This window comes from Bacillus vallismortis (genome assembly GCF_040784915.1).
Taxonomy (GTDB): domain Bacteria; phylum Bacillota; class Bacilli; order Bacillales; family Bacillaceae; genus Bacillus; species Bacillus subtilis_G.
Window position 1 is genome coordinate 1736420 of the sequence record NZ_CP160797.1, and the last position, 17193, is coordinate 1753612.

General features: G+C 45.5%; 16 protein-coding genes and 1 riboswitch. Of the genes, 15 read left to right on the forward strand and 1 reads right to left on the reverse strand.

From position 1 onward, the window contains the following. Positions 1-123: 123 nt before the first annotated feature. Positions 124-229: riboswitch (SAM riboswitch) on the forward strand. A gap of 154 nt (positions 230-383) precedes the next feature. From ABZM97_RS08580 to sirC, 7 genes are all read left to right on the forward strand, one after another. Continuing rightward, positions 384-1085, forward strand: coding sequence for a phosphoadenylyl-sulfate reductase (locus tag ABZM97_RS08580; RefSeq protein WP_087992112.1), 702 nt, complete (start codon positions 384-386; stop codon positions 1083-1085). Between the two features lie 11 nt (positions 1086-1096). After that, entirely contained in the window at positions 1097-2161 is a 1065-nt protein-coding gene (gene cysP, locus ABZM97_RS08585; protein ID WP_087992111.1) for a sulfate permease, read from the forward strand. A 48-nt stretch (positions 2162-2209) separates the two neighbouring features. Beyond that, positions 2210-3358, forward strand: a complete 1149-nt coding sequence (gene sat / locus ABZM97_RS08590) for a sulfate adenylyltransferase (RefSeq protein ID WP_087992110.1) — start codon at positions 2210-2212, stop codon at positions 3356-3358. A 12-nt stretch (positions 3359-3370) separates the two neighbouring features. Further along, entirely contained in the window at positions 3371-3958 is a 588-nt protein-coding gene (gene cysC, locus ABZM97_RS08595; protein ID WP_087992109.1) for an adenylyl-sulfate kinase, read from the forward strand. A gap of 102 nt (positions 3959-4060) precedes the next feature. Then, positions 4061-4834 (forward strand): uroporphyrinogen-III C-methyltransferase, encoded by a 774-nt coding sequence (gene cobA, locus ABZM97_RS08600; protein WP_087992108.1) that lies wholly within the window; start codon positions 4061-4063, stop codon positions 4832-4834. A gap of 2 nt (positions 4835-4836) precedes the next feature. Beyond that, positions 4837-5622, forward strand: a complete 786-nt coding sequence (gene sirB / locus ABZM97_RS08605) for a sirohydrochlorin chelatase (protein WP_367387388.1) — start codon at positions 4837-4839, stop codon at positions 5620-5622. Then, the gene (gene sirC, locus ABZM97_RS08610) at positions 5603-6091 is read left to right on the forward strand and encodes a precorrin-2 dehydrogenase (protein ID WP_087992106.1); all 489 of its coding nucleotides are present in this window, start codon (positions 5603-5605) and stop codon (positions 6089-6091) included. The genes sirB and sirC overlap by 20 nt, the downstream gene beginning before the upstream one ends. Before the next feature lie 239 nt (positions 6092-6330). Here the strand turns inward: sirC and rqcH are convergent, their stop codons facing one another. Next, positions 6331-8043, reverse strand: a complete 1713-nt coding sequence (rqcH, locus tag ABZM97_RS08615; RefSeq protein ID WP_176365290.1) for a tRNA modification protein RqcH — start codon at positions 8041-8043, stop codon at positions 6331-6333. Between the two features lie 119 nt (positions 8044-8162). On the opposite strand from rqcH, the gene ABZM97_RS08620 reads away from it, so the two are divergent. From ABZM97_RS08620 to def, 8 genes are all read left to right on the forward strand, one after another. Continuing rightward, positions 8163-10835, forward strand: a complete 2673-nt coding sequence (locus ABZM97_RS08620) for a calcium-translocating P-type ATPase, SERCA-type (RefSeq protein ID WP_202327691.1) — start codon at positions 8163-8165, stop codon at positions 10833-10835. 81 nt (positions 10836-10916) lie between these two features. Next, complete coding sequence (locus ABZM97_RS08625; protein WP_087992103.1) at positions 10917-11792, forward strand: YicC/YloC family endoribonuclease; 876 nt, start codon at positions 10917-10919, stop codon at positions 11790-11792. Positions 11793-11868: 76 nt separating this feature from the next. Next, positions 11869-12138, forward strand: a complete 270-nt coding sequence (remA, locus tag ABZM97_RS08630; protein WP_003154355.1) for an extracellular matrix/biofilm regulator RemA — start codon at positions 11869-11871, stop codon at positions 12136-12138. A gap of 7 nt (positions 12139-12145) precedes the next feature. Beyond that, positions 12146-12760, forward strand: coding sequence for a guanylate kinase (gmk, locus tag ABZM97_RS08635; protein WP_010327898.1), 615 nt, complete (start codon positions 12146-12148; stop codon positions 12758-12760). Between the two features lie 3 nt (positions 12761-12763). Then, positions 12764-12967: a DNA-directed RNA polymerase subunit omega gene (gene rpoZ, locus ABZM97_RS08640; RefSeq protein WP_087992101.1), complete on the forward strand. Its 204-nt coding sequence runs from the start codon at positions 12764-12766 to the stop codon at positions 12965-12967. Between the two features lie 81 nt (positions 12968-13048). Then, the gene (coaBC, locus tag ABZM97_RS08645) at positions 13049-14269 is read left to right on the forward strand and encodes a bifunctional phosphopantothenoylcysteine decarboxylase/phosphopantothenate--cysteine ligase CoaBC (RefSeq protein ID WP_087992100.1); all 1221 of its coding nucleotides are present in this window, start codon (positions 13049-13051) and stop codon (positions 14267-14269) included. Then, entirely contained in the window at positions 14266-16683 is a 2418-nt protein-coding gene (gene priA / locus ABZM97_RS08650; RefSeq protein WP_087992099.1) for a primosomal protein N', read from the forward strand. The genes coaBC and priA overlap by 4 nt, the downstream gene beginning before the upstream one ends. 26 nt (positions 16684-16709) lie before the next feature. After that, the gene (def, locus tag ABZM97_RS08655) at positions 16710-17192 is read left to right on the forward strand and encodes a peptide deformylase (RefSeq protein WP_087992098.1); all 483 of its coding nucleotides are present in this window, start codon (positions 16710-16712) and stop codon (positions 17190-17192) included. Position 17193: the final 1 nt, after the last annotated feature.

A 17193-nucleotide genomic window follows, 5' to 3' on the forward strand; every position in this document is an offset into this window, starting at 1 on the left:
CAAGGGCTCCAAAGCCTTTCTGTACTTGAAAACAGGCCTTGCAGCCTGTTTTTTTATTAATCCTATAAAAAAAGTCGGGTTGACTTATGTTAGAATTGTGCTAAAATTTACTACAAATCTAAAAACTTATCAAGAGCGGCTGAGGGACTGGACCTATGAAGCCCGGCAACCTGCACAGTTTGTAAGGTGCTACTTCCAGCAAAATGAATTCCATTTTGAAAGATAAGGGCTACATGCTGTTCCTGTCTTTCTTTCCGCCGGATTGAAAGTTTTTTATTTTAAGAGGAAAAAAGGCTGACTGCAATAACCGCAGCCGCGCATTACAATTGGTAAAAGACAACCAGCAGAAAGCTACTGTTGTCTCCGAAAGGAGGAAAGAAGAAATGTTAACGTACGATAATTGGGAAGAACCAACGATTACGTTTCCGGAAGACGATCCTTATAAAGGAGCGCTGTCAGTTTTAAAGTGGGCATACGGCCATTACGGCAATCAGCTTGTTTATGCATGCAGTTTCGGAATTGAAGGAATCGTTCTGATTGACTTAATTTATAAAGTGAAAAAAGACGCAGAGATTGTGTTTCTTGATACAGGGCTTCATTTTAAAGAAACATATGAAACGATTGAACGAGTGAAAGAGCGTTATCCTGGTCTTCATATCATCCTGAAAAAACCAGACCTTACCCTTGAACAGCAAGCCGGTGAATATGGTGGCAAACTGTGGGAAAGAGAACCGAATCAATGCTGCTATCTCAGAAAGATCGTTCCTTTAAGAGAGGCGCTTTCGGGACATCCGGCCTGGCTTTCCGGTCTGCGCCGCGATCAAGGGCCAAGCCGTGCCAATACGAATTTCTTAAACAAAGATGAAAAATTCAAATCAGTAAAAGTATGCCCGCTTATCCATTGGACTTGGAAAGACATTTGGAGATACACATCCCGGAATGAGCTGGACTACAATCCGCTTCATGACCAAGGTTATCCAAGTATTGGCTGCGCGCCTTGTACGGCTCCTGCTTTTACCGCAGAAGATTTACGCTCAGGCAGATGGAATGGCATGGCGAAAACAGAATGCGGACTGCATGAATAAGGAGCTGCAAAATGGAACTAGCCGCTATTTTATTTAGCTTGTTTTTCGCGATGAATATTGGTGCAAGCGGCGCTGCAGCTTCGATGGGAGTTGCTTACGGCTCTGGAGCCATCAGAAAGAAAACCTACGCTTTGATCCTATGCGCAGTCGGTGTGCTAGCTGGGGCGGTCATTGGCGGGGGGGAGGTTGTAAAAACCATCAGTTCCGGAATTATCCCCGAGCAGACGATTACACTGACGATTGTTTGCATTATTATTGGAGCCGCTGCGCTGTCGCTCTTTACGGCTAATCTGCTCGGCATTCCTTTGTCGACAAGTGAAGTAACAGTCGGTGCTGTTGTCGGCGTGGGAGTCGCTTACAAAGTATTGTTTGTGAACAGCCTTCTGGTCATTGTGTCGTTTTGGGTTTTTGTCCCGCTGTTCGCTTTCGGCTTCACATATTTCGTATTTAAGCTGTTTCGTTATTTTAAGATTGAAATTAAATCTTCTAAAAAGCAAAAATTCCTTGGCATTGCATTGTTAGGTGCCGGATTTTTCGAAGCGTTCTCTGCCGGCATGAACAACGTGGCGAATGCCGTTGGCCCGTTAGTGGCGGCCGGTGTGCTGGATGTCGCGAAAGGAACTTTGTACGGAGGAGCGTTTGTTGCTCTTGGCGCGCTGTTATTAGGCCGGCGTGTGTTAGAAACAAACGGGAAGAAAATTACGAGATTCTCAAAAGGAGAAGGCATTCTCTTATCCGGTACGGGAGCGGGACTGGTGATCATCAGTTCGGTATTTGGGATGCCGGTGCCTTTGGCGCAAGTCACTTCATCGTCTATTATCGGAATAGGCATGGCAAAAAACGGTCCGAATGTGTTCCATAAACAAGTTGTTCAAACGATGCTGAAGGTATGGATTGTATCGCCGTTTTTATCTTTATCGATTTCTTATATGCTTGTATCCTTGTTTTTAAAAGCGGATTATTATTCAATCTTTATTATGGTAAGCGTGCTCTTAGCGACGGTCGGTGCCGTCAGCCTGATGAAGGCCATACGTAAAGAGAGACGCTCTGTCCACGAACAAGGCGGGGGAATCTGATCATTAATCTGAGTTTTTTTATATGTTAACTAGGAGGAAATAGATATTATGAGTTTAGCACCTCACGGAGGAACATTAGTAAACAGAGTAGATGAATCATTTGATGTAAGCAGCATTCAAAAAGAAATTGAACTTGATTTAATTTCTTTTGCCGATTTAGAGTTGATTGGAATCGGCGGCTACAGCCCGATCGAAGGCTTCTTTAATGAAAAGGATTACGTATCTGTTGTGGAAAACATGCGTCTTTCTTCCGGTGTTGTCTGGTCTCTGCCGATCACGCTCCCGGTAGGCGCGCAAAAAGCAGCTGAACTGTCAGTCGGTGAAACGGTAAAGTTAACGTATGAAGGAGACACATACGGCGTTATCCAAATTGAAGACCTGTACGTGCCAGACAAACAAAAAGAAGCGGTCAATGTGTACAAAACCGATGATCAGGAACACCCGGGTGTTAAAAAGCTGTTCAGCCGCGGCGATACATATGTCGGCGGACCGATCACATTGATTAAAAAAGCTTCAAAACAGTTCCCTGAATTTACGTTTGAACCGGCAGAAACAAGACGCCAGTTTGCGGAAAATGGCTGGGAAACGATTGTCGGTTTCCAAACAAGAAATCCTGTTCACAGAGCACATGAATACATTCAAAAAACGGCTCTTGAAACAGTAGACGGTTTGTTCTTAAACCCGCTGGTAGGTGAAACAAAATCTGATGACATCCCAGCTGATGTGCGGATGGAAAGCTACCAAGTGCTTCTTGACAATTATTATCCGAAAGACCGCGTGTTCCTCGGCGTCTTCTTAGCGGCGATGCGTTATGCAGGACCGAGAGAAGCGATTTTCCACGCGCTTGTCAGAAAGAACTACGGCTGCACGCATTTCATCGTCGGCCGCGATCACGCGGGTGTAGGTGACTATTACGGAACATACGAAGCACAGGAGCTGTTTGACACATTTAAACCTGAAGAGCTCGGGATTACACCGCTGAAATTCGAGCACAGCTTCTTCTGTGAAAAATGCGGGAATATGGGAACCGCGAAAACTTGCCCTCACGGCAGAGAGCATCACGTGATTTTATCAGGCACTAAGGTAAGAGGCATGCTGAGAGACGGTGTGCTGCCGCCTGCTGAATTCAGCCGCGCAGAAGTCGTAGAAGTGTTAATCAAAGGGATGAAGAAAAAAGAAGAAGCAGGCGTATTTTAAGGAGGACTGGCAGTGACAAATCGCGATATCGTATGGCATGAAGCCTCTATTACAAAAGAGGAGTACCAGCAAAAAAACAAGCATAAAAGCTCTATTCTCTGGCTGACAGGGTTAAGCGGTTCAGGCAAATCAACCATTGCCAATGCCGCTGCGAGAGAATTGTTTGAGCTGGGCTACCAAGTCATTGTGCTGGACGGGGATAATATCCGTCACGGCTTAAATAAGGATCTTGGTTTTTCAGATGAAGACCGTAAAGAAAACATCCGCCGAATCGGAGAGGTGGCAAAGTTGTTTGTTCAGCAGGGCACCATTGTGATCACTGCTTTTATCTCTCCTTTCCGCGAGGACAGAGAACAGGTTCGCCAGCTTGTAGAAGCAGGCGAATTCAATGAGGTATACATTAAATGCGACCTCGATATTTGTGAACAAAGAGATCCGAAAGGGCTCTACAAAAAAGCAAGAAACGGGGAAATTCCCTTCTTCACAGGAATTGATTCTCCTTATGAAGAGCCGGAAGCACCGGAGCTTGTTCTTGATTCAGGACAGCATGACCGTGAAGCGTGTAAAAACCAGCTGATCGAGTTTGTCAAAAAAAATTGAGCTAGTATGATCTGCTGTGTTCTTCTCAGGTGCCGGAATGCAAGCGAGAACAACATTACAGCGAATGTTCTGGAAGAACTCGAATAGATCGGGGGAAATACGATGGGGAAAGTATATATTGTAGGAGCGGGTCCCGGAGACCCTGATCTGCTGACAATTAAAGCGCTGAAAGCCATTGAAAAAGCTGATGTCATCTTATATGACAGATTAGTAAATAAAGAGATTTTACAATATGCCAAAGAGCAAGCAGACCTGATCTACTGCGGGAAGCTTCCAGATTTTCATACGATGAAGCAAGAAACCATCAATCGATTTCTTGTGAAGTATGCGCAAAAAGGAAAAACCGTTGTCAGACTGAAAGGCGGAGACCCTTTTGTGTTCGGCAGAGGGGGAGAAGAAGCGGAATGCCTCTCAGAAAACGGAATTCCGTTTGAAATCATCCCCGGCATTACGTCAGGAATTGCGGCAGCTGCCTATGCCGGGATTCCTGTTACTCATCGTGATGCGGGCTCTAACGTCGCTTTTGTAACGGGTCATTATAAAAAAGAAGAGGATTTTGAGGAAAAGTGGAAAGCGCTGGCTACAGGAATTGATACACTTGTTATCTATATGGGTATCAAAAACATACAGCAGATTGAAAGAAAGCTCCTTGAAAACGGCCGGGACGGATCTACGCCGGCAGCCTTTATTCACTGGGGAACAACGGACAAGCAAAAAACTGTTTTTTGTACAGTTGATACCCTTTCAGAAACGGTGATAAAAGAGGACATTAAAAATCCGAGTTTAATTGTCGTTGGAAATGTTGTAAATTATCACTATAAGCTGGAATGGTTTGAGTCTGAACTGAAAAAACAAGATTTAAGCGAGGCGTTGTAAAAATGAAACAAGCAATTTTATATGTCGGCCACGGCAGCCGGGTGAAAAAGGCGCAGCAAGAAGCCGCGGCCTTTTTGGAAGGATGCAAGGCGCACGTCTCTGCGCCTGTACAGGAAATCAGCTTTTTAGAGCTTCAGGAGCCGACAATTGAGACAGGGTTTGAAGCATGTGTGAAACAAGGCGCCACTCATATCGCAGTGGTGCCTCTGCTTCTTTTAACAGCTGCGCATGCAAAACATGATATTCCGGAAGAAATTGCGCGTGCCGCATCTCGGTTTCCTTCGGTCCGCGTTTCATATGGAAGGCCGATCGGAATTGACGAAGAAGTAGTCAAAGCCGTATACCACCGAATGAAAGACATAGGTGTTCCGTATGAAAATGCCAGAGTCGTGCTCATCGGAAGGGGAAGTTCAGATCCCGAAGTCAAAAGAGATGTAACCGGTATTGCCAACCTTCTCCAAAATATGATTCCGGTCAAGGAGGTCATCCCGTGCTTTTTGACAGCATGCGGCCCGAATTACAAAGAGATTTTTTCGAAACTTAAAGAAGATGACGGCATAACAACCTTTATCGTTCCCTATTTGCTTTTTACGGGCATGCTGATGAATGAAATCGAACGAGAGTTTCAGGAATTAAAGGCTGTTAATCCGAATGTTTATCTCTCCTCCTATATCGGTTTCCACCCTCACGTGAAAAACGCATTTTTGAATCGTGTGAGCGAAACCGCTGCAAACCCTAAAGGACAATTTGATTTTGACGGAGGTTCATATGCTCCCGCTGCACATTAGCCTGGAGAAGAAAAAGGTTGTCATTGCAGGAGGCGGCGGCATCGCTCTCAGAAGACTGAAAACGGTGCTCTCAGAGGGAGCTGATATTACGCTTGTCAGTCCGGATGTTGAACCGGAAATCAAGCAGATGGCAGACAATCGCCGCATCAGCTGGGTCAGCCGTACGATTGAAAAAGAAGATTATCTCGATGCGTTTTTGATTATTGCCGCAACGGATAATGCGGCAGTCAACAAAGAGATTGCTCAAACCGCTTCGCCATTTCAGCTTGTCAATTGTGTCAGTGATGCTGAGCTTGGCAATGTGTACATACCGAAAATCGTAAAAAGAGGGCATGTTACGGTATCTGTTTCTACAAACGGAGCCAGCCCAAAGCACACAAAGGAGCTGGCTGAAAAAGTGGGTGAGCTGATTGACGGCGGTTTTGTCGCTGAAGTTGACAGACTTTATCAGACGAGAAGAAAGAAATAAGCCAGAGCATACAAATGCTCTGGCTTCAGATTGTTGACAAAACCCTAAAACGGTTTTCGTTTTAGGGTTTTGTCGTTTTTTCAGCGTGATTGAAAACCCTTGAAGTCTAGGAAGGACGAGCCTCGGAGCGCAGCGAATGTCGGAATTCGTGAGCACCGACGCGCAGGCCTGACAACGAATGCATTGTCGACACGCTGGCCAGAGCATACAAAGCTCTGGCTTTTCTTTATCCATGCGGTTCAGCTTTTTTTCAGCTTGATGACAGTATCAGCATCAGGTGTAACAAAGACGGTATGCTGGCTATCATAGGTGACGAAGCCGGGCTTCGCGCCGTTCGGTTTTTTAACATGCCTGATTTTTGTATAGTCTACAGGCACTGAACTTGAATCTTTAGCTTTTGAAAAATAAGCAGCAATCGTCGCGGCTTCCATGATTGTTTGCTCATCCGGCTCGCTGCTTCTGATCACAACGTGGGAGCCTGGAATATCCTTCGTGTGAAGCCAAATATCGTCTCTGGCTGCGGTTCTTGTCGTTAAATACTCATTTTGGCGGTTGTTTTTACCAACTAAAATTGTCAGGCCCGAAGAGGATTCATATGTTTCTAAAACCGGGTTGTGCGTTTTTAGTTTTTTCTGTCCTTTTTGCTGCTTAGGGCGTAAATATTTGCCTTCTACAAGCTCCTCCCTGATTTCGCTAATATCTCGAGGAGAAGCGGATGAAAGCTGCTGAATCAGCTGATCAAAGTATTCAATCTCTTCCTGTGCCAGCCTGATTTGCTCCTCGACAACTGCGACCGAATTTTTTGCTTTCTGATACTTCGTGAAGTAGGCCTGTGCGTTTTCAGAAGGCGATTTGTTAGGATTTAAAGGAATCGTGATTGTCGGACTTTTTTCATCGTAATAGTTAATGACCTCAGCCTGTTTATCACCTTTTTTCAGCCTATATAAATGAGCAGTTAAAAGCTCCCCGTATAGCTGAAATTCCTTCGCGTTTTCCGAATACTCCAGTGTTTTTTCTAACTTTTTGATTTTGTTGGCATTTTTCTTCCGTTCATTGACAACAAACCGTTCAAGGTCCTGTGCCTGCTGTTTAACGCGGTCTCGTTCAGCTTTTCCGAAATAAAAACGGTCGAGCAGCTCGCTTAATGAATCAAACCGGCGCGCTTCACCTTTTAAATGAGTCAGCTCCAGCAGATAAAAATATTCCTTTCCATTTACAGTCGTAATGTTTGGAATGAATCGGTGTTCTTTTACTTTCGCAAACAGCTCCAGCAGCGCTTTTGGCAGTGTGACTTTGTTGGCCAGGCCCGCTCTGTGGACCGTTTCTTTGGCAAAGAGCGGAGACACACCTGAAAAGTGGTCGACAATTTGTTTATCAAGCCGACCTTCTTGAAAACTGAGATGACGCAAAATGTGATCTTCTGTCGCCTCGAACGGCGAGATTTTGTCCTGTGCCGGCGGAAGCTTATAATCGTGGCCGGGCAGTACTGTACGGTAGCTGTTCATTGACGGAGATAAATGCTTAAGTCCGTCGATGATCAGATTTTCAGTTCCATCTGTCAAAATGATATTGCTGTGGCGTCCCATAATTTCCACATAAAGCTTCCGAACTGTTTCATCGCCTATTTCGTTCCGGCTTTTAATATGAAAAATCATAATGCGGTCTAAGCCCGCTTGTTCAATTTTCTCAATAAATCCGCCTTCGATATGCTTTCTCAGCAGCATGCAAAACATTGGTGGTTCGCTTGGGTTTTCATAAGCTTGCGTCGTGATGTGCACCCGTGAATAGCTCGGGTGTGCCGATAATAATAGTTTTTGGTTTTTTCCATTCGCGCGAATGTGAAAAATCACATCATGCTTATATGGCTGATGGACTTTCGTAATTCGCCCGCCCATGATTTTCTCGTTAAGTTCGTGTGTCATTCCGTATGTAAACATGCCATCAAACGACATATGCAATACACCCTCTCATTCTTCCTGCATTCGATAATTATAGCATGAAATGGGACGAGTCAGAATAAGCATGCTTATAGAGTGATATCTCTATAAGAGCAGGGGAGTGGACGAGCGGAATGAAGTTTCATGAAATGGGGCAAACAGATTTACTAGAGGCAACCAATACGTCCATGAAACAAGGATTAACAGAAAAAGAGGTGAAAAAACGCCTCGACAAGCATGGGCCAAACGAGCTAGCAGAAGGGAAAAAAACATCAGCGCTTCTCTTGTTTTTCGCGCAGTTCAAAGATTTTATGGTGCTTGTGCTTCTGGCGGCAACGTTAATCTCAGGATTTCTTGGTGAATACGTAGACGCGGTTGCGATTATTGCGATTGTGTTTGTGAATGGCATACTCGGTTTCTTTCAAGAAAGGCGTGCTGAGCAATCTCTTCAGGCTTTAAAAGAGCTTTCAACACCACATGTCATGGCGCTCAGGGGAGGAAGCTGGATAAAGATTCCTTCTAAAGAACTTGTGCCGGGGGATATTGTGAAATTTACAAGTGGTGACAGAATTGGCGCGGACGTTCGAATTGTTGAAGCGAAAAGCCTTGAAATAGAAGAATCAGCGCTGACCGGGGAATCAATCCCGGTTGTGAAGCATGCCGACAAATTAAAAAAACCGGATGTTTCGCTCGGTGATATTACGAATATGGCATTTATGGGAACGATTGTGACCCGCGGCAGCGGTATCGGGGTCGTCGTCGGAACAGGAATGAATACGGCAATGGGGAAAATTGCCGATATGCTTGAATCGGCGGGGACACTGTCAACACCGCTGCAAAGACGACTGGAGCAGCTCGGGAAGATTTTAATTGTTGTTGCGTTGCTGCTGACGGTACTTGTCGTTGCTGTCGGTGTCATTCAGGGCCATGATCTGTACAGTATGTTTTTAGCGGGTGTGTCGCTGGCTGTAGCTGCTATTCCGGAGGGGCTCCCGGCGATTGTGACAGTGGCGCTGTCACTTGGCGTACAGCGGATGATTAAGCAAAAATCAATCGTAAGAAAGCTCCCTGCGGTTGAAACGCTTGGATGTGCATCTATCATTTGTTCAGATAAAACAGGGACAATGACGCAAAACAAAATGACGGTGACACATGTCTGGTCCGGAGGAAAAACATGGAGAGTAACAGGGGCCGGCTATGAACCGAATGGAAGCTTCACACTGAACGAAAAAGAGATCAGTGTCAATGAGCATATGCCGCTTCAGCAGATGCTGCTGTTCGGAGCGCTTTGTAACAACTCCAATATTGAGAAAAGAGACGGCGTATATGTGCTTGACGGAGATCCGACAGAGGGGGCGCTGCTTACCGCGGCGAGAAAAGGCGGTTTTTCTAAGGAGTTTGTTGAATCTCATTATCGGGTGATTGATGAGTTTCCGTTTGATTCTGTACGCAAAATGATGACTGTCATTGTAGAGGATCAGGACAGAAAACGGTATATCATTACAAAAGGTGCACCGGATGTGCTGATGCAGCGTTCTTCCCGTATTTATTATGACGGCTCAGCGGCTCTTTTCTCTAATGAGAGAAAAGCAGAAACAGAGTCGGTATTAAGACATTTGGCATCCCAGGCGCTCAGAACGATAGCAGTTGCCTACAAGCCGATTAAAGCAGGTGAAACACCGTCTATGGAGCAGGCGGAAAAAGATTTGACGATGCTCGGCCTTTCAGGCATTATTGATCCGCCGCGGCCGGAAGTCAGACAGGCGATTAAAGAATGCCGTGAAGCGGGAATCAAGACTGTCATGATTACAGGCGATCATCTGGAGACCGCTAAAGCGATAGCGAAAGACTTGCGCCTCCTTCCGAAAAGCGGCAAAATCATGGACGGCCAGATGCTGAATGAACTTTCTCAAGAAGAGCTTTCTCATGTGGTGGAGGATGTGTATGTATTTGCACGCGTTTCTCCTGAGCATAAACTGAAAATCGTGAAAGCTTACCAGGAAAACGGGCATATTGTGGCGATGACGGGAGACGGCGTCAATGACGCCCCTGCCATTAAACAAGCTGACATCGGAGTCGCTATGGGCATTACCGGGACAGATGTGGCCAAAGAAGCGTCATCCCTCGTTCTCGCGGATGATAATTTTGCGACGATCAAGTCAGCGATAAAAGAGGGCAGAAACATCTATGAGAATATCAGAAAGTTCATCAGATACCTGTTGGCTTCTAACGTCGGAGAAATCCTTGTCATGCTGTTTGCGATGCTGCTTGCCCTTCCTTTGCCGCTCGTGCCGATTCAGATTTTGTGGGTCAACTTGGTGACGGACGGATTGCCGGCAATGGCGCTCGGCATGGATCAGCCGGAAGGAGACGTGATGAAGCGGAAGCCTCGTCATCCGAAAGAAGGGGTATTTGCCCGCAAGCTTGGATGGAAGGTCGTCTCCAGAGGATTTTTAATCGGAGCTGCCACTATTTTAGCGTTTATCATTGTATATCACCGGAATCCGGAGAATTTGGCTTACGCCCAGACGATTGCGTTTGCAACATTGGTGCTGGCTCAGCTGATTCACGTTTTTGACTGTCGCAGCGAGACCTCTGTTTTTTCCAGAAATCCGTTTGAAAACCTGTACTTAATAGGCGCAGTATTGTCATCTATGTTGCTGATGCTTGTCGTCATCTACTATCCGCCGCTTCAGCCGATTTTTCATACGGTAGCCATCACACCGGGAGACTGGATGCTCGTCATCGGCATGTCCGCCATTCCTACTTTTTTGCTAGCTGGGTCACTTTTGACAAGAAAAAAATAAATTCATATGATATAATCTTAGGGGTAATAGCATGTCTATTGCCCTTTTATTATAGAACAGGGAAGAATTGGGTGTTTTAAAATGATACGAAGTATGACAGGCTTCGGCAGTGCAAGCAAAACACAAGATGATCTCTCTGTAAGCGTTGAACTTAAATCTGTGAACTATAGATTTAAAGAAGTGAACGCTCGTTTGCCAAGGCCTTTGCTATATTTTGAAGATAAACTGAAACAGACCATTCTGCAGCATATCCAGCGCGGAAGAATTGAACTTTTTGTGTCCATTGACAGCGATATGCTTGTTGAGAAAAGGCTTGAAATTGATTGGCCGCTGCTCGATGAATATGTCGCAGCCGCGGGAGATATGAAGAAGCGGTATCAATTGGCTGCAGAGCCTGAAGTAATGGATTTCTTTAAGCTTGACCATGTCGTCCAGATTCATGAAGAACAGACGCAAAATGACAAGCTGGAGGCGTTAATCACCGCTGCTGCAGAGGAAGCGGTAAAAGGGCTCTGTGAAATGCGTGAAAAAGAGGGATTGCTTTTAGCAAAAGACTGCCTGATGCATATTGATCAGCTTGAAGAGCTGGTGAATGAAACTGAATTGCTGGCAGCCGATGTCGTATCTCGCTACCGGGAACGGCTGTACGCCAGAATAAAAGAATGGACTGAAGACGTGTTAGACGAGAGCCGGCTTGTAACAGAATGCGCTATTTTTGCAGACCGCTCTGATATCTCTGAAGAGATTACCAGGCTGAAGAGCCACTTCGCCCAATTTCGTGATATATTAGCTGGTGGAGGAGCTGTCGGGCGCAAACTCGATTTTCTCGTTCAGGAGCTGAACCGGGAAGCAAATACAATCGGCTCAAAAGCAAATGATCATCAGATCACAAAGCTTGTCGTCGAAATGAAAAGTTCTATTGAAAAAATAAAAGAACAAGTGCAAAATATAGAATAGTGACTGTGCGTATTGTTTACAGACGGTCTTACTAGGCTAAACTAGAGACGTCTACTTTACAGGGGGAACGTAGAAGATGACGATTAAACTGATTAATATCGGATTTGGCAATATTATCTCCGCCAATCGGATGATTTCGATTGTCAGCCCGGAGTCTGCGCCAATCAAACGGATGATCCAGGATGCAAGAGACCGCGGAATGCTAATTGACGCTACATACGGGCGAAGAACCCGTGCAGTTGTCGTCATGGATAGTGATCACATTATCTTATCTGCCGTCCAGCCTGAGACAGTTGCACACAGACTTTCTGTTAAAGAAGAAATTATGGATGAAGGGCAGGGATAGTTGCCGCATGAAAGAAAGAGGGTTATTAATCGTTCTCTCAGGTCCCTCAGGAGTTGGTAAAGGAACGGTTCGGCAAGCGATCTTTTCGCAGGAAGACACAAAATTTGAATATTCGATCTCGGTAACCACAAGAAGTCCGCGAGAGGGCGAAGTGAACGGAGTCGATTATTTTTTCAAAACGAGAGAAGAATTCGAACAAATGATTGCAGACAACAAGCTGCTTGAATGGGCGGAGTATGTCGGCAATTATTACGGCACTCCTGTCGATTATGTTGAACAGACGCTTCAAGATGGAAAAGATGTCTTTTTAGAAATCGAAGTTCAAGGCGCTCTTCAAGTGAGAAATGCTTTCCCGGAAGGCCTGTTTATTTTCCTTGCGCCTCCAAGCCTTTCTGAACTGAAGAACAGAATCGTGACACGGGGAACGGAAACAGACGCTCTGATTGAAAATCGAATGAAAGCCGCAAAAGCTGAGATCGAAATGATGGATGCTTATGATTATGTCGTTGAAAACGATAATGTCGAAAAGGCTTGCGACAAAATCAAAGCAATCGTTCTCGCTGAACATTTGAAGCGGGAGCGCGTTGCACCGAGATATAAGAAAATGCTGGAGGTTGAATAACAGATGTTAGATCCGTCGATTGACTCATTAATGAATAAATTAGATTCCAAATACACGCTCGTGACTGTTTCTGCGAGACGTGCGCGTGAAATGCAAATCAAAAAAGATCAATTGATTGAACATACGATTTCACACAAATATGTAGGCAAAGCTTTAGAAGAAATTGATGCAGGCCTGCTTTCGTTTGAAAAGGAAGACCGCGAATAGTAGCACAAGTAGCAACCTATATCATGTAGGTTGTTATTTTTTTCCGTGCGGTTTTTGTAAAGTGCAGAGGGGGAGAAGTCATTGCTTAACAATCGGAATGTGTTACTTTGCGTGAGCGGAGGCATCGCTGTTTATAAAGCCTGTGCGTTAACGAGCAAGCTGGTTCAGGCAGGAGCAAATGTCAAAGTGATTATGACTGAATCAGCATGCCGATTCGTCTCACCGCTGACATTTCAGGCATTGAGCCGCCATGAAGTATATACAGATACATTTAAAGAACAGAATCCAAGTGTCATATCTCATATTGATGCTGCAGACTGGGCCGACTTGATTATCGTGGCACCCGCTACGGCTAATGTGATTGGAAAATTGGCAAACGGCATCGCTGATGATATGCTGACGACCACGTTGTTAGCGGCAACGGCTCCCGTATGGATCGCGCCGGCGATGAACGTTCACATGTATGACCATCCGGCAGTCAAACGAAATATCTCTGTTCTGTATAAGGATGGTTATCGTTTTATTGAGCCGAGTGAGGGCTATTTAGCGTGCGGTTATGTAGGGAAAGGCAGATTGGAAGAGCCAGAAAATATCGTGGAGCTAGCCGAAAAGCATTTTGCTGAAGAAAAGATTGCTCCTTTGGAGGGCAAACATGTGGTCATTACAGCTGGCCCGACACGGGAAGCGATTGATCCTGTTCGATTTTTCACCAATAAATCAACGGGTAAAATGGGATACGCATTAGCGGGGGCTGCTGTTCAGCTCGGCGCACAGGTAACCTTAATCTCTGGCCCTGTTTCACTTGATCAGCCTAAAGGTCTGGCTCAGTTCATTCCTGTTCAATCTGCTGCGGATATGCGCGATGCGGTGCTCTCTGTGTATGACTCAAGTGATATTGTCATTAAAACAGCTGCGGTAGCCGATTTTACGCCGAAAACCGTATTTGACCATAAAATGAAAAAACAAGACGGCGATATGACCTTTGAATTGACAAGAACGGTTGATATTTTAAGAGAATTGGGCGAGAAAAAGCAGTCCCAGCTTTTAGTTGGTTTCGCCGCTGAAACACAAGACGTTGAACACTATGCGCGCAAAAAGCTCGCCGCTAAAAATCTTGATATGATTGTGGCAAATGATGTGAAAGCAAATGGGGCCGGTTTTGGTGCTGATACGAATATCGTGACAATCTTTTTCGAAGACGGGCGCAAACGCGAGCTTCCGATGATGTCTAAGCTCGATGTTTCTTTTGAAATCCTCCAGGAAATCGCAGTCCTCTCAAAACAAACTGGAGAGCAATCATGAATTTTGCCGAGGTCATCGTTGATGTCAGCACTAAAAATATTGACAGGCCTTTTGATTATAAAATCCCGGACCATCTCAAAGGCATGATTAAAACGGGCATGCGGGTCATTGTTCCATTTGGCCCCCGTAAAATTCAAGGGTTTGTGACAGCTGTGAAAGAAGCATCTGATCTCTCGGGGAAATCTGTCAAGGAAGTAGAGGATTTATTAGATCTTACACCTGTTTTGACAGAGGAGCTGATGAATTTGTCATCATGGCTGTCCGACAAAACGCTGTCTTTTAAAATAACGGCGCTTCAAGTGATGCTGCCTGCCGCATTAAAGGCAAAATATGAAAAAGAACTAAAAATCACACAGGGCGCCGATCTTCCGCCGCAAGTGGATCGGCTGTTTTCTGAAACAAAGACTCTGCTGTATTCAGATATACCCGATCACGATACGCTGAAACTGATTCAAAAGCATGTTCAAAAAGGCAGCATTGACGTGACATATAAAGTCGCGCAAAAAACGAATAAAAAAGTGGTCAGGCATATTCAGGCAAATGCGAATTTAGAAGAGCTTGCCAAGCAAGCAGAGGAATTATCCCGCCAAGCAGCCAAGCAGCAGGCGATTCTTCACTTTTTCATCGCTGAGCCGGAAGGTGTAAAAATTCCTGCGGCGGATTTGTGCAAAAAAACGGGTGCAAGCTCTGCGACCATCAAAACCCTTATCCAAAAGGGGCTTTTGAAGGAAAGCTATGAAGAGGTTTACAGAGATCCCTATCAGGACAAAATGTTCAAAAAAACAGAGCCGCTCCCGCTGACAGACGAACAGAGCGCTGCCTTTCAGCCAATACGCCAGACATTGGAAAACGATGAACATAAAGTGTTCCTCCTTCACGGCGTGACAGGAAGCGGAAAAACGGAAATTTATTTGCAATCGATTGAAAAAGTACTGGCGAAAGGAAAAGAAGCCATCGTCCTCGTACCGGAAATATCGCTGACTCCGCAGATGGTCAATCGCTTTAAGGGCCGTTTCGGCTCTCAGGTAGCAGTCATGCACAGCGGATTATCCACAGGAGAAAAATATGACGAGTGGCGCAAAATCCACCGGAAGGAAGTGCGGCTTGTCGTCGGCGCCAGATCGGCTATTTTTGCTCCGTTTGAAAATCTCGGAATGATTATCATCGATGAAGAGCATGAGTCCTCTTATAAACAAGAAGAAATGCCGCGCTATCATGCGAAAGAGGTTGCGATCAAGCGGGCTGAGCATCACAGCTGCCCCGTTGTGTTAGGCAGTGCTACGCCGACATTAGAGTCATATGCACGGGCGCAAAAGGGTGTGTACGAGCTTCTTTCGCTGAAGCACCGCGTTAACCAACAGGTGATGCCTGAGGTTTCGCTTGTCGATATGAGAGAGGAGCTAAGAAACGGCAATCGCTCAATGTTTTCAGTTGAATTAATGGAACAGCTTGAAGAAACGATTGCCAAGGGTGAGCAGGCGGTGCTGTTTTTAAATAAAAGAGGCTATTCTTCCTTTGTGATGTGCAGGGATTGCGGATATGTCCCGCAATGCCCGCACTGCGACATTTCCATGACGTATCATCGTTACGGCCAAAGGCTGAAATGCCATTATTGCGGACATGAAGAGCCTGTCCCGCATACTTGTCCCGAATGTGCAAGCGAGCATATCCGCTTTTTCGGGACGGGGACACAGCGAGTGGAGGAAGAGCTGACAAAAGTTCTGCCAAATGCGAGAGTGATTCGGATGGATGTTGATACGACTTCAAGGAAGGGCGCCCATGAAAAATTATTGTCAGCTTTCGGAGAAGGAAAAGCGGATATTCTTCTCGGAACGCAAATGATCGCGAAAGGGCTTGATTTTCCCAATGTCACACTTGTCGGAGTGTTAAGTGCTGATACAACACTCCATATTCCTGATTTCAGATCGGCCGAAAAAACATTTCAGCTGTTAACGCAAGTGAGCGGCCGGGCAGGAAGGCATGAGAAACCCGGCCGTGTCATCATTCAAACGTACACACCGTCCCATTACAGCATCCAGCTGACGAAGTCGCACGATTATGAAACATTCTATCAGCATGAAATGGCGCACAGGAGAGAACAATCCTATCCGCCTTATTACTATTTGGCTCTTGTGACGGTTTCTCATGAGGAAGTGGCGAAAGCAGCTGTTACGGCTGAAAAAATCGCTCACTTTTTGAAAGCAAACTGCGGAGCTGACACGAAAATTCTCGGGCCTAGCGCGTCGCCGATAGCCCGGATCAAAGATAGATATCGCTATCAATGCGTGATAAAATACAAACAGGAAACCCAGTTATCCGCTTTATTGAAGAAGATACTGGAACATTATAAACGCGAAATTGAACAAAAGCATGTAATGATTTCAATTGATATGAATCCTTATATGATGATGTAAGATCTCACGTCTTGGAGGGTAACAAATTGGCTGTGAAAAAAGTCGTCACACATCCTGCGGAGGTTTTGGAAACCCCGACGGAAACCGTGACTGTTTTTGATAAAAAGCTAAAAAAACTGCTTGATGATATGTACGACACCATGCTTGAAATGGATGGGGTCGGACTGGCAGCGCCGCAGATCGGCATTTTAAAAAGAGCGGCTGTCGTAGACATCGGGGATGACAGCGGCAGAATGGATCTCGTTAATCCCGAGATTTTAGAAAAAAGCGGTGGGCAAACCGGAATTGAAGGATGCCTGAGCTTTCCCGGCGTCTATGGTGATGTCACACGTGCCGATTACGTCAAAGTGCGTGCATTTAACCGTCAGGGAAAACCGTTCATCCTGGAAGCGCGAGGCTTTTTAGCGAGGGCTGTGCAGCACGAAATGGACCATTTAGACGGTGTGCTGTTTACATCTAAAATAAGCAAATACTATACAGAAGATGAACTAGCGGATATGGAAGGATGAT

Excerpts from the sequence above, each read along its gene's own strand:
- cysP (WP_087992111.1), top strand. The coding sequence starts at position 1,097 with ATGGAACTAGCCGCTATTTTATTTAGCTTGTTTTTCGCGATGAATATT.
- rpoZ (WP_087992101.1), top strand. The coding sequence starts at position 12,764 with ATGTTAGATCCGTCGATTGACTCATTAATGAATAAATTAGATTCCAAA.
- ABZM97_RS08580 (WP_087992112.1), top strand. The coding sequence starts at position 384 with ATGTTAACGTACGATAATTGGGAAGAACCAACGATTACGTTTCCGGAA.
- ABZM97_RS08620 (WP_202327691.1), top strand. The coding sequence starts at position 8,163 with ATGAAGTTTCATGAAATGGGGCAAACAGATTTACTAGAGGCAACCAAT.
- remA (WP_003154355.1), top strand. The coding sequence starts at position 11,869 with ATGACGATTAAACTGATTAATATCGGATTTGGCAATATTATCTCCGCC.
- rqcH (WP_176365290.1), bottom strand. The coding sequence starts at position 8,043 with ATGTCGTTTGATGGCATGTTTACATACGGAATGACACACGAACTTAAC.
- sirC (WP_087992106.1), top strand. The coding sequence starts at position 5,603 with ATGCTCCCGCTGCACATTAGCCTGGAGAAGAAAAAGGTTGTCATTGCA.
- priA (WP_087992099.1), top strand. The coding sequence starts at position 14,266 with ATGAATTTTGCCGAGGTCATCGTTGATGTCAGCACTAAAAATATTGAC.
- sirB (WP_367387388.1), top strand. The coding sequence starts at position 4,837 with ATGAAACAAGCAATTTTATATGTCGGCCACGGCAGCCGGGTGAAAAAG.
- cobA (WP_087992108.1), top strand. The coding sequence starts at position 4,061 with ATGGGGAAAGTATATATTGTAGGAGCGGGTCCCGGAGACCCTGATCTG.
- gmk (WP_010327898.1), top strand. The coding sequence starts at position 12,146 with ATGAAAGAAAGAGGGTTATTAATCGTTCTCTCAGGTCCCTCAGGAGTT.
- sat (WP_087992110.1), top strand. The coding sequence starts at position 2,210 with ATGAGTTTAGCACCTCACGGAGGAACATTAGTAAACAGAGTAGATGAA.
- ABZM97_RS08625 (WP_087992103.1), top strand. The coding sequence starts at position 10,917 with ATGATACGAAGTATGACAGGCTTCGGCAGTGCAAGCAAAACACAAGAT.